The following is a 17,433-nucleotide window of genomic DNA, read 5'->3' on the forward strand; positions in this document are numbered from 1 at the left end:
AGTTTTTCTTTAAATTTCTTGTCTTCCTTCCAGCGCTCTAGAAATAGTTGCTGTATCAGCAAACTCAATATTTCCACCCATTGGAATTCCACTAGCAATTTTAGTTATTTTAATATTAAAAGGTTTTAATAGTTTTGTTAGATATAGAGCAGTTGTCTCCCCTTCCAAATCTGGATTAAGAGCTAAGATAATCTCCTGAATATCTGTGTTTGCAACTCTATATAAAAGTGATTTTATATTCAATCTATCTGGAGTTATTCCGTTTAACGGAGCTATCTTTCCATTTAAAACATGATATTTACCTTTATATCTATTTGTCTTTTCTAAAGGAATAATGTCTCTACTATCCTCTACAACACATATTGTAGAATCATCTCTTAAAACATCACTACAGATTTGACAATGCTCATACTCACTAAAATTTCCACAGATAGAACATTTCTTTACTGTTTTTTTTACTTCTCTCAAAGCTTCAATAAATCTTTCTATCTCTTTATTATCCATTTCTAATACATGAAAAGCTAATCTTGCAGCACTTTTCCTTCCAATTCCAGGAAGTCTATTAAATTCATCTATTAAAATCTCTATAGATTTAGTTGCCATTAGCTCACTCCTTAACTTACTTTATTTCTTTAGCTGCCTTTGTAAGTTCTTTCACAGATTTACTTATATCTCTTCTTTCTTTTCCTAACTCAGCATTTTTTATAATATAATCGTCAACTCTATCTTCATAATCTGACTTCATATTTTCGATTATATCTGTAATCTCATCATAAGTCATATCAATTTTTATATATTCTTTTAAGTTAGATAGAAGTTCAACTCTTTTTCTATTATCTCTAATTTTTCTGTCGTTGTCCTCTATTTCTCTTTTAATTTTATTTTTTCTTCTTGTTTTTCTTACAACTTCTAATACGTTATTCATAATTTTCGCCTCCTGAAATTATAGAAATTTTATTATTGGGATAAACTCTAATTATTGGTCCTTTTAATTTTTTCATTTCATCTAAGGAAAATTTCTCTTTAGAAAAAGAATATACGCCCTTTAGTAATTTTAGTTGTCTAATTAGCCTATTATTATCTGTTAGAGCTATTACTATTGCTTTTGGAAAATATTTCCTAAACATCTCAATTTCTTGCATGTTATCACAATCTACAACAATATATTTTGATTCTATATCCTCAGATAATGCCACCAAACCTCTAGTTATTTTCTCGGAAAAATTCTTTGGATTTAAATGGGCATCAAAAACTTTAGTTTTTACAATTGAATCTGTCTTTTTAGCTATTTTAGACATAACCTCAACAGTTTCAACTGGATATTTTCCTTTTGCTGTTTCTCCAGATAACATAATAGCATCTGTTCCATCTAATATTGCATTAGCAACATCTGTAGTCTCTGCTCTTGTCGGTCTAGGATTAAAAATCATAGATTCTAACATCTGAGTTGCTGTTATTACAGGTTTCCCAACTTCATTACAAAGCTTTATAATATACTTTTGTGCTAAAGGAACTTTTTCAAAAGGAATATTAACTCCTAAGTCACCCCTAGCAACCATTATACCATCTGAAGCTTCTAAAATCGACTTAAAATTATCAAGCCCCTCATGATCTTCTATCTTAGAAATGATTTTTATATCTCTACCACCATGCGAGTCTAAAAACTCCCTTATAGATTCAACATTTTTGACATTTCTAACAAACGATGCTGCTATATAATCAAATCCATTCTCACATCCGAATATTAAATCCTCTTTATCTTTTTCTGAAAGTATTGGTAAGTCTATCTTAACTCCAGGAAGATTTACTCCCTTTTGTTCTCCTAGTTGACCACCTATTATAACCTCACAAATCACTTCATCTTCAACTATCTTTTTTACTTTCAAACTATAATTTCCATCTTCTATCAGTAAATAATCATCTGGTTTTAGTACCTTTGAAATTTTCTCATAAGTTACCCCTATCTTTTGACTATTTCCTTTAAAGTTTGGATTTCCAATAACAATTATCTCATTTCCAGGTATAAGAGAAATTGGATTTCCACCCTCTAAAAAAGTAGTTCTTATTTCAGGTCCCTTTGTATCTAAAAGTGTTGCTACTTCCAAATTGGTCGTAGCAACACTTTCTTTCAATATATCTAAATTTTTTTTATGGCTTTCATGATTTCCATGAGAAAAGTTAAATCTAACTACATCTACTCCAGCTTTTAAAAGCTTTTCTAGAATCTCCTTTTCATCACAACTTGGTCCTATGGTGCAAACTATTTTACTTTTTCTCATAGGCCTAACCCCCAATTAAAATTATTTTGATAACATTACTGCTAAATCATAATCCGCTTTTATTGAGTACTTTCTTTTTCCTTCCCATGCAAATGAGATTGGATGTGTTACTAGTTGGTTATTTTCAATTCCAACCATAACTCCTCCCTCACCTTTAGTTAGGATTTCAACCGCTCTAGCTCCCATTTTAGTGGCCAAAACTCTATCAAAACCAGACGGAGTCCCTCCTCTTTGAACGTGTCCTAAAACAACGCTTCTAACTTCAGTTGAAACTCTGCCTCTTAAATATTCTTCAACATCTTGAACTTTTCCTACACCTTCTGCTACTAAAACTATGTCATGAAGCTTTCCATGCTTTCTTCTTTCACCGATTTGATAAGCTAACATCTCAAGAGGATTTTCAGTTTCAGGAATTAAAACTCCGTCTCCACCTCCAGCTAGGCAAGCATGTAGAGCTAAATCTCCTGCATGCCTTCCCATTACCTCTATAAGAATTGTTCTCTCGTGCGATGTTGCTGTATCCCTAACTTTAGACATAGCGTCTAATATTGTGTTTAGACAAGTATCAAATCCAATTGTATAGTCTGTTCCAACTATATCGTTATCTATAGTTCCAGGAAGTCCTACAACTTTTATACCGTGCTCTTTAGAAAGAAGATCTGCACCTCTATAAGAACCATCTCCACCAATTATTACTAACCCTTCTATTCCTCTTTTTTTAAGATTCTCAGCAGCAATTGCTCTAAACTTCTCTTCTTTAAATTCAAGGCATCTAGCTGTTAGTAAAATAGTTCCACCTCTATCTATTATTCCCGATACATAACTTCCATCCATTCTAAAAATTTCATCATGGAGCATTCCAAGATAACCTCTTTTCACTCCATAAACTTCTATTCCTTTTGCTATAGCAACTTTAGCTACTGCTCTTACAGCAGCATTCATTCCAGGTGAGTCTCCTCCACTTGTTAGAACAGCTATTCTCTTCATATCAAATACCTCCACTAATCACAAATAATTTTAGGGATTCCTCATATATATTTATTCTATATATTTACCCATTTTTCTGAATTTATTATATCTATTTTTCAACAAAGTATCTACATCTATTTTTTCCAATAATGAAATAGATGATAAAATGATACTTTTAAGGTTATTTGCTGAACAAATATGGTCACGATGAGCTCCACCAAGGGGTTCTTTAACGATTTCGTCAATCACTTCTAAATCCAATAAATTTTTTGCTGATATTTTTAAGCTCTCTGCTGCTTCTGCTGCTTTTGTAGAATCTTTAAAAAGTATTGCGGCACATCCTTCAGGAGATATTACTGAATAAACTGCATTCTCCATCATATATACTTTATCTGCAACTCCTAAAGCTAAAGCACCTCCACTTCCACCTTCTCCTATAACTATTGAAATAATTGGAACCTTAATTCCTGCCATCTCTAAAAGATTTCTTGCTATAGCTTCTCCTTGACCGTGCTCTTCAGCCTCTATTCCTGGGTATGCGCCCGGCGTATCTATAAAGGTAACTATAGGTATGTTAAATCTTTCAGCCATCTTAAAAAGCCTTAGGGACTTTCTGTAACCTTCTGGGTTTGCCATTCCAAAATTTCTATGAATTTTTTCATCAGTAGTTCTTCCTTTTTGATTTCCTACTACCATTACTCTTTTTCCATCAATTTTGCAAAGTCCACCAATTATTGCTGGATCGTCTTTAAATAATCTATCCCCATGTAATTCTATAAAATTATCTGTCATATTTTCGATATAATCCATAGTATATGGTCTATCCGGATGTCTTGCTATATGAACTCTATCCCAATCAGAAAGATTACAGTATATCTCTTCTATTTTTTTCTCACGTTCCTCTATTAATTTATTAATTTCTCCATTCAAATCTATATTTTTTTCTTGAGAAAACTTTTTTAACTCATTTATCTTTTTTTCTATATCTAAAATTTCTTTTTCAAATTCCACGTCACATTCTCCTTTTTTAAGGTTATTAAACTACAACATCTAAAATTTTATAGATAGTTTCTTTCATGTCTTCTCTCTTAGAGATTGTATCAATCATTCCACATTCTAATAAAAATTCACTCGTTTGGAATCCTTTAGGTAATTTTTGCTTGATAGTTTGTTCTATAACTCTTGCTCCAGCAAATCCAATTAAGGCCTTAGGTTCTGTTAAGATTATATCTCCAAGCATAGCAAATGAGGCAGTTACTCCTCCTGTAGTTGGATTAACTGGAATAGATATAAACATCTGTCCTGCTTCTCTTAGCTTTTCTAAAGCTGCTGAAGTTTTAGCCATTTGCATTAGAGATAAAATTCCCTCATGCATTCTTGCCCCACCAGATGTTGAAACTACGATAACTGGAACTGAAAGTTCTATTCCTCTTTCGATAGCTCTTGTTATTTTTTCACCAACAGCAGAACCCATACTTCCACCTAAGAAATCAAAATCCATAGCTGCTATACTCACTGTTATTCCTTTTACTTTACCGATTCCTGAAATTACTCCCTCTGATAACTTTGTTTTATCTTGGGCTCTTTTAAATTTCTCTTCATAACCTGGAAATTTTAAAGGATCACACGAAGTCATATTAATATCTTTTTCTTCAAATGTCCCACTATCTATTAATAAATTTATTCTTTCTTTCGCTCCCATGCTAAAATAGTAGTCACAGTGAGGACATTTATTATAATTATTTTCTATATCGTTTTTATATATGATTTCTTGGCATTCTGGACACTTTTCCCATAGCCCCGTTATTTTGGTCTTTTTTATTGATGACTCTTCAGATTGATGAACTTCATCTGGAGTTTTGACTGTAAGTGTCGCATATTTTTTCTTATTCAGAGAAAAAAATCTCATATACCCCTCCTTATTCACATATGTGTAATATCTAATTTTATAGGATTTTTGCTATAATTTCAATAAGTATTTGATTTTGATAACTTTATATTATAGAATAAATACTGACTAATATTCAAGAAATGGGTGGTTGAAATTACAAATAATTTAACTGAAATAAGAATAAAGATAGATGAAATAGACACAAAAATTATTAATTTAATCGATGAAAGAGCGAAGCTTGTACATAGAGTTGGCGAGATAAAATGTAATACTTCTGAACAAATTTATATTCCAAAAAGAGAAAATGAAATTTTTGAAAGACTTTCAAAAGAGAGTGATATCCCTTATAGCGTAGTGAAATCAATATTTACTGAAATTATTTCAGGATGTAGAAGATTGGAAAGATTATTAAATGTAGGGATTTTAAATGATAAAAATTCACTTCTCGCTCTAAAAAAAATTCTAGGAGAATGGGTTAATTTTGTAGAATTTAATTCCTTGGATAATTTGTTTACTGAGACACAAAACTTTGATTATTTACTATTAAAAGACTCTGTTAAATTACAAAATTATTTGAAAAATTCTGATTCAAATATTGTAAATAGAACAGAAATCCAAGGAGAACTTTTTTATTTAATAGGAAAAGGAGTTGCTCATGATAAAAAAAATATTAAAGACTAGTTTTTTTTTACTATTTTTAGGTTGTGAAACTTTACCAACTTTGGATTCTTTTTCGACTGGCGGAGCAGAAGTTCAATCAAAAATAGCATCCTCTATCGATTCTGAAAATGAAGTTTATGCTGTTGGATCTTCTTCTATTTCAGATAGTGGTAGTTTAATAGCTATTGGTAAAGCGACCAATAATGCTAAAGAAATTTTAAGAAAAAAAATTATAAAAGAAGAAGAAATTGTTTTTAACTCTTTTATAATAAATAGTGATTCTTATACAAAGAAAATTTTTACATCTGTTGCTCCAGATTTAAGAGAGTATACTGCTAATAATTTGATTCAAAAGTCGGTAAAAAAGGATACATGGAGTGAGGGAGATAAAATTTTTGTAATATATGCAGTTGATAAAAACGAAATTATAAATGAATCTAAAGCTGTTTTCACATCATATTTAGAAGATTTAACAAATAAATTTCAGAATATAAAAAATGAAATTTCACAGTAAATTATTAAAATAGGAGCTACTATGAACTTAGAAATTGTTAACTTAAGAAGTTCTTTTGAAAAAAAAGAAGTAATTGAATTTTTAAAAAAATTCGATTTAAATTTTGATGAAACTATAGACTACTCTCTTGTTATAAGACAAAATGACGAGATTGTTGCTACGGCTTCAAAGACAAAAAATATTATAAAATGTTTCGCCATAGATGATAAGATGAGAGGAGAAGGGTTAACAAATACTTTAGTTACAAATCTTCTCAATAAATCTTTCGAACAAAATTTCTTTCATAATTTTGTTTTCACTAAACCATCTAACATCAATATATTCAAAGGTGTTGGATTTAATTTAGTTTCTCAAACTGATAAAGTTGCTCTATTAGAAATTGGAACAACAAACATTGAAAAAACTTTAACATCTATAAAGGAGAAATATAATCTTAGCGATGATATAAATAGAGCTATGCTTGTTATGAACTGTAACCCTTTTACACTTGGTCATCAATATTTAATTCAAAAAGCAGCAAGTGAAAATGATGAGGTTCTAATCTTTGTAGTACAAGAAGATAAATCAACATTCCCTTTTGACGTCAGATTTGATTTAGTAAAAAAAGGAACTGAACATCTAAAAAATGTAAAAGTAATTCCAGGTACTGAATATATCATATCCTCAGCTACTTTCCCAAACTATTTCCTGAGAAAAGAAGATGATTCACTTCTTGAATATATCAAACTAGATGTAACTATTACTGGAGAATATTTTTGCAAAGAGTTTAAAATTAATAAAAGATATGTTGGAGAAGAACCTTATTGTCCTATGACAAAAAAATATAATGAAATTATGTATGATATTTTAAAGAAATATGGGGTAGAAGTTATAGTTATTCCTAGAAAAGAAATTGATTCTATAGCTGTAAGTGCTTCAAAAGTTAGAAAACTTCTGAAGGAAGATAACTACTTAGAATTAGAATCTTTACTTCCTAAAACTACATATGATTTCTTAATGACAGAAAAAGGAAAGGAGATTGCAGAGAAAATTAAAACTTTAAACTCTGCTCACTAAATTATGTTTGATTTAAATAAATTTCTTGAAGATAGAGAGACTAGAGCTGAAAAACAATACTCTCTTATAGAGCAATTCAATACTCCTTTACTCTCTCTTAGACCAAATTATCCCGGTGAAAATAAAAATGATTTTATAGCGGTAGATATTGTAGATATTATCTCAAAAGAGATTATCTCTATTTTATCTGACAAAATTATTTATAAAGAAATAATTCAATCTCTAGAAGGCAAAACTTATTTATTTAATATTGATATAGATAGCTCTGAGCTTAAAAAGATTGCAATGGAAATTGAAGAATCGCATCCATTAGGTAGATGTGTAGATATCGATATCTTTAACGAAGAGTCCAAACTTCTTTCAAGAACTGATTTTGGATTTAGTAAAAGAAAATGCTTCATTTGTGATGAACTAGCTTTCGTGTGTGGTCGTAGTTTCACTCACTCACATGAAGAAATCAAATTAAATATTAGAAATAGATATGAAAACTACATAAAAATTAAAAATAAACAGGAACAATATTGTGATTTGCTGGCTGACTTCGCTTTAAAAGGAATAATTTTAGAAGTTTCATCATCTCCTTCATTTGGTCTTGTTTCGCCACTAACACAAGGTTCACATAGTGATATGAATTTTTTTACATTTTTAAATAGTTCATTTGCTATAAAACCTTTTTTAAAAGAGATGAGTTTAGTAGGTTATTCTTCTCTTTCAATAGATACGATTTTTAAAAAAATTAGAATAATTGGAATATCAGCTGAAGAAAATATGTTCTCAGCAACTAAAGGAATAAATACACATAAAGGTATGATTTTCTTGATGGGTATTTCTTTAGCAAGTGTTAGTAAAGCTATATATGAAAACCTTCCTTTTAATGCTATTGCAGATATTATTTCTGAAATGTGTAAAGATATATTAAAGGATTTTGAAGCATTGGAAAATAAAGAAAATCTTACTCATGGAGAAAAACTTTATTTAAATTATGGTATAACTGGTATTAGAGGAGAGGTAAAAGAAGGGCTTAAAAATATATTTACTGGTTCTTTAAACATTTTAGAAAATTCCTTAAAAAAAGATTCTGATATTAATAAAGCTATGATTCAAACCCTTTTATTTTTAATGAGTGTTTTAGATGATAGCACAATATTGCATAGACATGATTTCAAAACTCTTGAAAAAGTAAAAAATGATGCTAAAAATATTTTAGATATCGGCGGAGTTTATTCTGAGAATGGATTAAAAGCTGTAAATGATTTAGAAAAAGAATATATAAAAAAAAGAATCAGCCCAGGTGGTTCAGCTGACTCTTTAGCAGTTACACTCTTTTTAAAAGAATGTAGAGATAACTTTTTTTAATTCTTAAAATCTTCTGGAATTGGCATTTCTACTTCAATCCCATATTTAGGAATTCTACATAGATATGAGTAAAGATACATTTTATTCTCTTTACCAGATCCATATTTTAAATCTCCTACTATTGGATGATGCATATTTGCCAGTTGAACTCTTAATTGATGAGTTCTTCCACTTCCTAAAAGAGCTTCTAAAAGAGTAGTATTTCTATTTCTTTTTATAACTTTGAAATAGCTTATACTCTCTTTTGATCCCTCTTCGTAAGAATCAGTTTCAATTACCTTATCTTCAATTTTTTTCAAATAACTTTTAACCATAAACTTATCTTTTGCAACTATTCCTTTAACTAAGATATAGTATCTTTTTTCTACTCTACCTTCTCTTATCTCTTCTGAAATTTCCCTTGTTGCAACTAAATTTTTAGCTCCAATTACAAGTCCAGAAGTAGATTTATCAATTCTATTTACAAAATTAAATTCATCTGTCTTATAATAACTTTTTAACATTTCAGATATTCCATAGTCATGTCCACTTCCTTTGTGCATAACTAAATTTCCTACCTTGTTAAAAATGATTATGTTATCATCCTCATAAACTATTCCTTGCTTTATAGTATTTAGTTCCGAGTCTTTTAACTTTATAAATTCTTCTGCTTTTGTTGCTTCCTCAGCAAAAAGAACTTTAACTATATCATCTAACTTAAGTCTATAGTTTTCTTTACTCTTTTTTCCATTTATCTTTACTTTTCCAACTCTTATCCCCTTGAATATTTCTGTCAAAGGTGTATTTTCATATTTTTTTCTCAAAAACTTATCTAATCTTACATCAACATAACTACTATCTATTTTATACTCCATAACTTCTCCTACTCCTTATATATTCTTACGCTTTGTACAATTCCTAACATCATAAAACAAAACATGAAAGATGTTCCTCCGTAGCTCATAAGAAGAAGTGGCAATCCAGTCACTGGCATAACTCCCATTATCATTCCAACGTTTACTACAACGTGAAAGAAAAATATTGCTGCAATTCCGTAACAAACTAACTTTCCATATCTATCTGCTCCATCACCTATTTTTAAAATCTGCATAACCAAAAGGAAATATAGAACTAGTAGTATAACACCACCCACAAATCCTCTCTCCTCCAGAAATACTGACCCTATAAAATCTGTATGTGATTCTGGTAAAAAACGTAGTTTACTTTGAGTTCCTTGTAAAAATCCTCTTCCATAGAACCCACCTGAACCTATTGCTATCATAGATTGTGTAACATTCCAACCACTTCCTAACATATCTGCCTCAGGATTTAAAAATGTTTGAATTCTTTTTCTTTGATATTCCTTTAAAAAAAAGAAATAAGCTACTGGAATCATTGAAACTCCCGAAAGAAGGGTCACTCCAATTGTCACCCAATCTATTCCATTTACAAATATTAAAGTGATATATACAAATGTTAGAACCATAGCGGTTCCTAAATCTGGCTGTTTTGCTATTAGAATAAATATAGGAAGGACATACAACCCTGTCATTATCATCTCTTTTAAGCCAGTAAATCTATCTCTATATTTAGTTGCCAAAAGCTCTGATAATGTTAAAACTACAAACAGTTTTGCAAATTCAGAAGGTTGGATTGTAAATGGACCTATTTCAATCCATCTCTGAGCACCCAACCTTTTATCTCCAATGACGTAGACAGATAAAAGTAATATAATATTAAATATATATATTACCTTATAATACTTCCCATAGACTCTATAATCTATAAATGAAAATATAAAATAAACTACAACTCCTAAACCTGACCAAACTAACTCTTTATAAAAATAACTAATTGTTTTGTGAGAAGTAGCGCTATATACCGTCATCATACTTAGAAAAACTATCGCTAATGCAGTTATCAATATTCCTAACTTCATTTTTTTTATTTTTTTAAGTACCAAAGTAGTGTCTCTATTTTTACCCATTAAGCATCACTCCTATTTCCCAGTTGAGCCGAAACCACCACTTGATCTTTGACTATCTTCTAAAGTTTCTACTTCTTCTAATTCCATTCTATAAACTTTTTGTAAAACAAATTGTCCTATTCTCTCATCAGGTTGAACAGTATATTCTTCATTACTCAGATTTATAAGAATGATTTTAACCTCTCCTCTATAATCCGAATCTATAGTTCCAGGTGTATTTACAAGAGATATTCCATGTTTTATTGCTAGTCCACTTCTTGGTCTAACTTGAACTTCATATCCCATTGGTATTTCCATCTTTATTCCAGTTGGAACCAGAACCCTTTCTAAACTTTTTAATACTATTGGCTCTGATATAAATGCTTTTACATCCATACCTGCCGCACCTTCAGTCATATATTCAGGTTTATTTACTCCATTTTCTATTATTACTTTTACTATTATTTTTTCCATTTCTCTTCCTTTCTACACATTTCCTAGTACTGTATAAGAATAATATTTTTCATCAAATATTTTTCTAGCTGCTAATTTTATATCCTCTACTGTTATACCCTCTATCTCTTTTATCGCTTCTTCAATTGGTTTAATTCTTCCATAAAGCATGTATGAATTTGCCATTCTAGTCATTTTCCCTTTACTGCTCTCCAATCCAAAAATAAACATACTCAAGAATTGATTTTTAGATTTTTGTAATTCGTACTCAGTTATTCCATTTTCTCTTATATCTTTGAACTCTTCTTGTATAAGTTCTAAAACTTCTTTATAGTCTTCATGAGTTGTTCCTGCATAGACAGTGAATAACCCACCCTCTTCAAATGACGATGAATAAGCATATATTGAATATGCTAATCCTCTTTCTTCTCTAATCTTTTGGAAAAGTCTAGAACTCATATTTCCACCAATTACGCTAGATATTATCCCAACTGAGTATCTATCCTTATCACTATTTGAAACTCCTAAAGTATTAAAACATAAATGAACTTGATTAGTTTCTTGTTTGATAATATTTTTTCCATTTTTTACTACCATAGCTCCATCATATTCTCTATGAACTTTTTCTTTTTCTAAGTTTCCAATTGTTTCGTTTAATTGATTAAATACTGCATCTGCATCAATATTTCCCGCCACTGATATAACTATATTCTCAGGAATATATCTTTGGTTGAAATAACTTGTTAGAACTTTTCTATCTATCCCTTTTAAACTTTCAATGCTTCCAAGAACATTTTTACCTTGAATTCCTTCAATTGCAAATCTAACATTCTCTTCATGAACTTTTTCTTCTGGAATATCATCATACATTCTGATTTCTTCAATTATTACATTTCTCTCTTTATTGATATTATCAACTGTAAAAGTAGAGTTTAAAAACATATCAGATAAAATATCTATACCTATTGATACTTTGTCTGAAATCATCTGAACATAATAAGCTGTTGATTCTCTTCCAGTATAGGCATTAACCATTCCACCTACATTGTCTATTTCTTCAGATATAGCTTTAGCACTTCTTGTTTCAGTCCCTTTAAACATCATATGCTCAAGAAAATGTGAAACTCCATGTTCGTGCTCTAACTCATGTTTTGCTCCAGTACTTACAAAATACCCCAAACTAACTGTCTTTATACTATCTATATTCTCCATCAATACCGGTATTCCATTTTTTAAATGTCTAACGTCTACAGTCATTTTTCCTCCTAATATTCAGCTCTATTCATAAAATACATTCCCATTATAAAAAATATAATATTTGGAATCCATCCGCTTACGAAGGGATTTAATATTCCATTGTTCCCTAGTGCTTCAAAGGATGCCTGAACAATATAATATCCGTATCCTAATCCAACACTAAGAGCTATGCTTATCGCTGAAGCTCCCCTAACATATCTACTTCCAAGTGCTAACCCTAAAAATACCACTATAAAACTTGCAAAAGGAAATGAATATCTTTGACCTAGTGTTACTAAATATCCCCTTACATCTCCACCAGTTGTCTTTATTTCTCTAATAACATTTTTTAATTCTTTATTAGTTAAAAGATCTGGATCTACTTCTATAGTTATAAATTTTTCAGGTTTTTCATTATATTCAGAACTTGAATAAGTTTTTAATTCCTTCTCATTTTTATTTAAGACGTCATTTATAACTACATCAAAGAATTCCCATTCAGATTTTTCCATATTGTATTTTGCTTTTTTTGCAACTACAATTTTTTCAACTTCATTAAAATCTTTATTCATTTTAATTATTTGTACTCTATTCGCTTCACCTGTTATTCTATCAATCTTACCTAAAAAATAAACAATATTATTATCAGCTCTCAAGAATGCATTTTCTTTTGTTTTGGAAACTGCTATTTTTTCAGATGTTCCTCTTCTGATATCTCTACTTAATTTTAAAGTCTTTGGGTATACTTTATCATTTATCTGAAACACTGCTAGAGAAATAAAAAAAGCTATTATTATAGGAAACATTACAATTCTTTTAAAACTAATCCCAGAAGTTTTCAAAGAAATAATTTCTAAATTACTGGCCATTTTATTTATTGCCATAAGTGACCCTAGTAAAATAGCTAAAGGTGTTACCTCTATAAGAATCTTGGGGATTAGGTATATTATATAATATACTGCCTCTCCTGGAGTCATTTTCCCTTCACCTATATATCTTATAATTTTAAATAGTTGACTAAGTATAAATATATTTATAAAGGCAATTAAACTTATTAAAAAAGATTTTATAAAATTTTTACTGACATAGATATCAATTCTTTTCATCTATATCCTCCTTGCCTTTTTTTGGTAAAGATAGGCAGTTAAAACTCCTAAAACTAAGTTTGGAGTCCACACTCCTACAAATGGAGATACCTGTTCTTTATATGCCATTACCATCCCAATATTTAAGCAAACAATATAGATAAATATAACTGCTAAACTTATTCCAAAACTTGTACCTTTTCCACTTCTATGATGTCCTAAAGATAAAACAGAACCCAATATTGCTAAAATTATAGTTGAAAGTGGTATGGCAATTTTTCTATTTATTTCAACTAAATATGGAACTTTTTCTTTCGAATTTTTTTCTTTTATTTCTTTTAAAAGAGTTGGAATATCCTGAGCTTCAATATCCTTTACTTTTAAATTAATATCTTGAAAATATGAACTTAAGGGAATTTTTTTAGTTTTAAATTCTCCTTTTAATTTCTCTTTCCCATCGTTTGAGAAAGTGTAAAATTCTGAATTTTCAAGTATCATTGAAACATTTCTCCAATAAGCTTTTTTTCCAACCAATATTGTAGGGTAATCCTCATTTTTACTTTTTTGAAAAATCAAAATATTCTCTGCATCTTTTGTAGAATTATCTATCTTATCTATATAAAGACTATATCCATCCATTTCATCTATTAGAATTCTTTCTTTTAGTTGAAATATTGGATTTTCGTAAGCTATTTTCAAAGTTAATTCTTCCAATTTCTTAAACGACCTAGGAATAATACTCTCTTGTAAAAAGAAAATAAAGAGAGTTATTCCACAAGCCATTAAAAATATAGGTTTAAGAATGCTTTTAAGATCCATTCCCATCGAACTCATTGCTGTTGCTTCACTCGTTCTAGTAAATTTAGAAAAGGTTATCATTACCCCTAAAAATACACCCATAGGTATTGTTTGAGAAAGTATTGGAGGCAAATAAAATGAAAGTATCCTAACAACATCTATTATTGAAATTCCTTTAACTATTATATTTTCCATAAGAGAAACTATTATTTCTATAAGAAATATAAACGTAAAAAGTGAAACTCCAAAAATTATAGGCATTTTAGTATCCTCTAAAATATACCTTTCTATTATTTTCATATGCTTCTCCTATATAAGTTTATTAAAATATCTATTTATCAATTCGTTGTCCTTCATCTCTTTAATTTTTTCTTTAAATTCTTCAGGTACATAACTTTCTATATGAGTAATATTTTCTAAAAATACTTTATTTGTTTTACTTCCATTTGAATATTTTTCCAAGTTTGTATATCTTGATGAAAAGAAATTAAAAACAAATAAAAGAGCTATTGTTAGGATTAGGCCTTTTCCAAATCCTAACACTGCTCCTAATACTCTATTTGCAGGGCTTTTACGCTGAGTTCTAAAAATAATTGTTGTAAGATACATCAGTATTCCTAAAACTAAATATAATGCCCAAAATGTACCTATATATACCATGATATAATTACTATTATCATTTAAGATTCCAACTCTTTCCATTATTAAAGGAGTAGCTTTTTTTGCTAATATGAAGTTGATTACTATTCCAAATATTGAAAAAAACTCTATAAAAAACCCATTTTTTAATCCAAATATTACAGTTAAAAATAGTATTGCAGCAACAACTATATCTAAATACATTTTTCCTCCCTATTTTTAGTTTTCCACAACTCTAACCCAAAGAGCTTTTAGGTAAAGAGTTTCAGGTACATGAAGTATCCACGGATGATCTTCTGGTTGATAATTAACTCCAATTACTTGTAGTAACTTTCCATTCTTTGAAGCTGCCATTCTAGTAACTTCAATTAAATCTTGTAATCCCATATGATAAGCACAAGTTATTATTCCAACGATTCCACCATCTGTTATAAGTTTGAAGCTTTCATCACAAAGGTCAAAGAATAAATCTCTTCCTCTATGAATATCTATTTTCTTTTTAATAAGTGATGGTGGATCAAGAGTTATAACGTCGAATTTCTCTCCTCTATTAGCCATTATTTTTAGAAGTAAGAATGCATCTCCTTCAGCCGTTTCAAACTCATTTTCAAATCCATTTAACTCATAGTTTTCTTTACAAAGTTCTAAAGCATGAGGTTCTTTATCAACAGCAACAACTTTTTTACATCCCTCTTTTAAAGCTGCTATTGAGAATCCTCCACTACTTGAAAATACATCTAAGAATCTTGTATTTTGATTTAAATATGGTCTTATAAATTTTCTAGAATCTCTTTGATCTAAGAAAAATCCTGTTTTTTGTCCATCAACTATATCTATATAGTACTTAAGTCCGTTATCTTCCATTACAATTCTATCTGGAATTTCACCATAAATTACTCCAGTCTTTTGCTCTACACCCTCATGAGTTCTATTTTCTACGTCACTTCTCTCATAGATTCCTTTTGGTTTCATAACTTTTTTTATAGCATTTATAATCTCTTGTCTAAAAACTTCTACTCCTGAGTTTCTAAACTGTACTGAGATATATTTATCAAATTTATCAATTATAAGACCTGGTATTCCATCAGCTTCTGAGTAAAAAGCTCTTACGCAATTTGTCTCGTTAGCTAAATGTTTTCTTTTGTCGTAAGCTCTTTTTATTTTATCTTGAATTAAAGCCTTATCTACAGGTATATCTTTAGTTGTAAGTACTCTAACAAAAGCGTTTGTTCCCTCTGTTACATATCCTCTAGCTATGAACTCACCATCTTTTGCACATACATCTACAATATCTCCATTTTTAACTTCGCCCTGTATATTTAATATTTCATCTTTAAATACATTTGGATAAAAATTTCTTATTTTCTTTTCTTTTCCACTCTCTAAAACTACTCTTGCCATTATATTTTCACGTCCTTTAAATTTTTCCAATAAGGTTATTAACTATGTGGGGTACTCCATGTTTTAGATATACTCTACCCACTCTTCTACTAAGACCAGTAAACAATTCATAGATTGATATATTAATAAGTTTTGATTTCTCAAATATATCCTCTCCCATAACTATCACTTCGTCTCCTATTTCTATCTTTTCTTTTATTTCTTTAGGAATTTTTACCATCAACATATCCATACAGACTTTTCCAACTATAGGACATTTTATTCCGTGAATCTCAACATCTCCCACATTTGAAAATTCTCTTCTAAATCCATCTGCATAACCTACTGATATTGTTGCTATCATCTCACCTTTTTTAGCTTTTGCTGTTCTTCCATAAGATATATCACTATCTTCTTCTAAAGTTTTTATAAATAAAACTTTACTTTTCAATGTGAATACTCTTTTTAGTCCCTCAATAAGCCCTTCTCCATAAACTCCATACAATATAATTCCTGATCTTACCAGGTTATCTTTTCTATTTTCTCCAAATTTTAAAATACCACCACTATTTAATATATGAATATACTTTATATTTTCAATTTTTTCAAACTCTTTAAATTTTTCTAACTGTTTTTTTGTATATTCTATTGATTCTTCATTAGATTCATCTGCAACAGAGAGATGAGAATAGATTCCTATGATATTTAGATTTTTTTCTTTAGCAAATTTAAGAGCAGATTTTACATCTCCAGGATTGAAGCCAACTCTTCCCATTCCAGTATCAACTTTTATGTGAATTGGTATATCCAAATCTTTTTGTGCAACCTGTTCTAATTGATCAAAATTAGTAACTGTAATCTGCAGATTATATCTTTTAGCTAATTCTAACTCTTCTTCATACATCCCAGCTAATATTAAAATATCATCTGTAACAGAATAGTTTCTCAATTCTATCGCTTCTTCTAAAGAGGAAACTCCAAATATATTTATTCCTAAATTAGATAGCTCTCTAGCTATTGTTACTGCACCCATACCATATGCATCAGCTTTTATTATAGCCATAATCTCTTTATTATGAGACAGTTTTTTTATCTTTTTTATATTGTATGCTAAACTATCTAAATCTATCTCAGCCCAAGTTCTCATTTTTTCCTCCATTCTACTAAAGCAG

19 protein-coding genes are annotated in these 17,433 nt (G+C 29.6%); 4 read left to right on the forward strand and 15 right to left on the reverse strand.

Annotated elements, in window-relative coordinates; genetic code table 11:
- Nucleotides 1-9: 9 nt before the first annotated feature.
- The 6 genes from recR to accD are packed head-to-tail and all read right to left on the reverse strand — an operon-like array spanning nucleotide 10 to nucleotide 5,157.
- The gene (gene recR / locus H3N56_RS05125) at nucleotides 10-603 is read right to left on the reverse strand and encodes a recombination mediator RecR (protein WP_185880187.1); all 594 of its coding nucleotides are present in this window, start codon (nucleotides 601-603) and stop codon (nucleotides 10-12) included.
- 16 nt (nucleotides 604-619) lie between these two features.
- Nucleotides 620-925 carry a DUF496 family protein gene (locus H3N56_RS05130; RefSeq protein ID WP_185880188.1) on the reverse strand — a complete coding sequence of 102 codons (306 nt, stop codon included), beginning with the start codon at nucleotides 923-925 and terminating at the stop codon, nucleotides 620-622.
- On the reverse strand, nucleotides 918-2,279 hold the full coding sequence (pyk, locus tag H3N56_RS05135; protein WP_185880189.1) for a pyruvate kinase: 1,362 nt from the start codon (nucleotides 2,277-2,279) through the stop codon (nucleotides 918-920). The genes H3N56_RS05130 and pyk overlap by 8 nt, the downstream gene beginning before the upstream one ends.
- 21 nt (nucleotides 2,280-2,300) lie before the next feature.
- Entirely contained in the window at nucleotides 2,301-3,266 is a 966-nt protein-coding gene (gene pfkA / locus H3N56_RS05140) for a 6-phosphofructokinase (RefSeq protein WP_185880190.1), read from the reverse strand.
- Between the two features lie 51 nt (nucleotides 3,267-3,317).
- On the reverse strand, nucleotides 3,318-4,259 hold the full coding sequence (locus tag H3N56_RS05145; protein ID WP_185880191.1) for an acetyl-CoA carboxylase carboxyltransferase subunit alpha: 942 nt from the start codon (nucleotides 4,257-4,259) through the stop codon (nucleotides 3,318-3,320).
- Between the two features lie 25 nt (nucleotides 4,260-4,284).
- Entirely contained in the window at nucleotides 4,285-5,157 is an 873-nt protein-coding gene (accD, locus tag H3N56_RS05150; protein ID WP_185880192.1) for an acetyl-CoA carboxylase, carboxyltransferase subunit beta, read from the reverse strand.
- A gap of 126 nt (nucleotides 5,158-5,283) precedes the next feature.
- Between accD and H3N56_RS05155 the strand changes: the two genes are divergently transcribed.
- The 4 genes from H3N56_RS05155 to citG are packed head-to-tail and all read left to right on the forward strand — an operon-like array spanning nucleotide 5,284 to nucleotide 8,725.
- Entirely contained in the window at nucleotides 5,284-5,820 is a 537-nt protein-coding gene (locus tag H3N56_RS05155) for a chorismate mutase (protein ID WP_185880193.1), read from the forward strand.
- On the forward strand, nucleotides 5,795-6,313 hold the full coding sequence (locus tag H3N56_RS05160; RefSeq protein ID WP_185880194.1) for a hypothetical protein: 519 nt from the start codon (nucleotides 5,795-5,797) through the stop codon (nucleotides 6,311-6,313). The genes H3N56_RS05155 and H3N56_RS05160 overlap by 26 nt, the downstream gene beginning before the upstream one ends.
- Nucleotides 6,314-6,334: 21 nt before the next feature.
- Entirely contained in the window at nucleotides 6,335-7,369 is a 1,035-nt protein-coding gene (citC, locus tag H3N56_RS05165) for a [citrate (pro-3S)-lyase] ligase (protein WP_185880195.1), read from the forward strand.
- 3 nt (nucleotides 7,370-7,372) lie between these two features.
- Nucleotides 7,373-8,725, forward strand: a complete 1,353-nt coding sequence (citG, locus tag H3N56_RS05170; RefSeq protein WP_185880196.1) for a triphosphoribosyl-dephospho-CoA synthase CitG — start codon at nucleotides 7,373-7,375, stop codon at nucleotides 8,723-8,725.
- Here the strand turns inward: citG and H3N56_RS05175 are convergent.
- From H3N56_RS05175 to alr, 9 genes are read right to left on the reverse strand one after another with little or no spacing between them, the layout of a single operon-like run.
- Nucleotides 8,722-9,579 carry an RluA family pseudouridine synthase gene (locus H3N56_RS05175; protein ID WP_185880197.1) on the reverse strand — a complete coding sequence of 286 codons (858 nt, stop codon included), beginning with the start codon at nucleotides 9,577-9,579 and terminating at the stop codon, nucleotides 8,722-8,724. The two genes, citG and H3N56_RS05175, sit on opposite strands and share 4 nt — an antisense overlap.
- An 8-nt stretch (nucleotides 9,580-9,587) precedes the next feature.
- Nucleotides 9,588-10,691: a rod shape-determining protein RodA gene (gene rodA / locus H3N56_RS05180; RefSeq protein WP_185880198.1), complete on the reverse strand. Its 1,104-nt coding sequence runs from the start codon at nucleotides 10,689-10,691 to the stop codon at nucleotides 9,588-9,590.
- A gap of 12 nt (nucleotides 10,692-10,703) precedes the next feature.
- Nucleotides 10,704-11,144: a dUTP diphosphatase gene (gene dut / locus H3N56_RS05185; RefSeq protein ID WP_185880199.1), complete on the reverse strand. Its 441-nt coding sequence runs from the start codon at nucleotides 11,142-11,144 to the stop codon at nucleotides 10,704-10,706.
- Between the two features lie 12 nt (nucleotides 11,145-11,156).
- Nucleotides 11,157-12,380: a pitrilysin family protein gene (locus tag H3N56_RS05190; protein ID WP_185880200.1), complete on the reverse strand. Its 1,224-nt coding sequence runs from the start codon at nucleotides 12,378-12,380 to the stop codon at nucleotides 11,157-11,159.
- Between the two features lie 8 nt (nucleotides 12,381-12,388).
- Nucleotides 12,389-13,465 (reverse strand): LptF/LptG family permease, encoded by a 1,077-nt coding sequence (locus H3N56_RS05195; RefSeq protein WP_185880201.1) that lies wholly within the window; start codon nucleotides 13,463-13,465, stop codon nucleotides 12,389-12,391.
- The gene (locus H3N56_RS05200; protein ID WP_185880202.1) at nucleotides 13,466-14,542 is read right to left on the reverse strand and encodes an LptF/LptG family permease; all 1,077 of its coding nucleotides are present in this window, start codon (nucleotides 14,540-14,542) and stop codon (nucleotides 13,466-13,468) included.
- 9 nt (nucleotides 14,543-14,551) lie between these two features.
- Nucleotides 14,552-15,085 (reverse strand): CvpA family protein, encoded by a 534-nt coding sequence (locus tag H3N56_RS05205; protein WP_185880203.1) that lies wholly within the window; start codon nucleotides 15,083-15,085, stop codon nucleotides 14,552-14,554.
- Between the two features lie 15 nt (nucleotides 15,086-15,100).
- Entirely contained in the window at nucleotides 15,101-16,282 is a 1,182-nt protein-coding gene (locus tag H3N56_RS05210) for a class I SAM-dependent rRNA methyltransferase (protein WP_185880204.1), read from the reverse strand.
- Nucleotides 16,283-16,298: 16 nt separating this feature from the next.
- Entirely contained in the window at nucleotides 16,299-17,408 is a 1,110-nt protein-coding gene (gene alr / locus H3N56_RS05215; RefSeq protein ID WP_185880205.1) for an alanine racemase, read from the reverse strand.
- Nucleotides 17,409-17,433: the final 25 nt, after the last annotated feature.

The organism is Cetobacterium sp. 2A (genome assembly GCF_014250685.1).
Classification (GTDB): domain Bacteria; phylum Fusobacteriota; class Fusobacteriia; order Fusobacteriales; family Fusobacteriaceae; genus Cetobacterium.